This window comes from Bifidobacterium sp. UBA6881 (genome assembly GCA_002451435.1).
In the GTDB taxonomy this organism is placed as follows: domain Bacteria; phylum Actinomycetota; class Actinomycetes; order Actinomycetales; family Bifidobacteriaceae; genus Bifidobacterium.
Map to the genome: position 1 here is coordinate 1 of DKCF01000024.1, position 1535 is coordinate 1535.

A 1535-nucleotide genomic window follows, 5' to 3' on the forward strand; every position below is an offset into this window, starting at 1 on the left:
TGGTCGGTCGGCATGTCGTCGCGACGCTCGCCATTCACGTCGTAAGCCACGCACAGCGGAATCTCCTTCAGACCGGTGAGCACGTCGAGCTTGGTGAGCACGATGTCGGTCAGACCGTTGACCTGGGCCGCGTAACGATTCACCACCGCGTCGAACCAGCCGCAACGACGCGGACGGCCGGTGGTCACGCCATACTCGTGGCCCTGGGCGCGCAGCCAATCGCCTTCCTCGCCGAACAGCTCGGTCGGGAACGGACCTTCGCCCACACGGGTCACATACGCCTTGGAGACGCCGATCACGCGGTTGATCTTGGTCGGGCCGACGCCGGTACCGGTGCATGCGCCGCCGGCGGTCGGGTTGGAGGACGTCACGAACGGGTAGGTGCCGTGGTCCACGTCAAGCATGGTGGCCTGACCGCCTTCGAACAGCACGGTCTTGCCGTCATCGAGCGCCTTGTTGAGCACCAGCGACGTGTTGGCGACGTACGGCTTCAGTCGCTCACCGAGCTTGAGCAGCTCGTCGGTGGTCGCGTCCACATCGATCGGACGACGGTTGTACAGCTTCACCAGCATCTGGTTCTTCTGGTGCAGGCTCGCCTCGACCTTGTCGTGCAGGTGGTCGGCATTGAACAGGTCATGCACGCGGATGCCCACACGGTTGATCTTGTCGGCGTATGCCGGTCCGATGCCACGGCCGGTGGTGCCGATCTTGTGCTTGCCGAGGAAGCGCTCGGTCACCTTGTCGAGCACGCGGTGGTACGGCGCGATGACATGCGCGCTTTCGCTCACCAGCAGACGGGAGCAATCCACGCCACGGCTCTGCAGACCGTCGATCTCCTGGAACAGCACTTCCGGATCGACGACGACGCCGTTGCCGATGACCGGCGTCACATTCGGGCTGATGATGCCGGATGGCAGCAGGTGCAGCGCATACGATTCATCGCCGACCACCACGGTGTGCCCCGCGTTGTTGCCGCCGTTGAAACGTGCGACATAGTCGACCTTCGTACCAATAAGATCGGTAGCCTTACCCTTGCCTTCATCGCCCCACTGGGCGCCAATCAACACGATTCCCGGCATAACGCACCTCCACGCCTTCGCCTTGTTTTCCGCCGAAAACAGCCTACCGTGAGCCCTCTACCGTATGTTCCCGCGTCTCATCGGCTCGCAGCCCGTAGCAAATCGATTCCCGCCGCCGCTCACCGCCAGCGTGGCAACTCCGCTGTCACTCACGTCAGCCTTGCCGGCACGCCATGGGCCATCGCGTATTATCGGTCTGCTGCCACTCACCGTTGGCTGTTGCTCGCCGCAAGCCCACCGCCGCCCGCCGCGGACCAATTCCGCCACCGCCTGGAATAATCGGTACGCTAACCGCCGTCCTACACGACCAAATCAGTCAATCACTGGAGCAATCAGTACGCCAAGCCCCGCCCTACGCGACCAAATCAGCCAGCCACTGGAGCAATCGGTACGCTCAGACTCCACTCACACGCCCAAATCAGCCACCGACTGGCAGAAAACAACCGCCCGCGGGTG

1 protein-coding gene is annotated in these 1535 nt (G+C 63.2%); it reads right to left on the bottom strand.

Annotated features, from left to right (window positions below):
* A partial coding sequence (locus B3C64_RS01935; RefSeq protein ID WP_291533345.1) for an adenylosuccinate synthase occupies window positions 1-1079 on the bottom strand: 1079 nt, incomplete at its 3' end.
* Window positions 1080-1535: the final 456 nt, after the last annotated feature.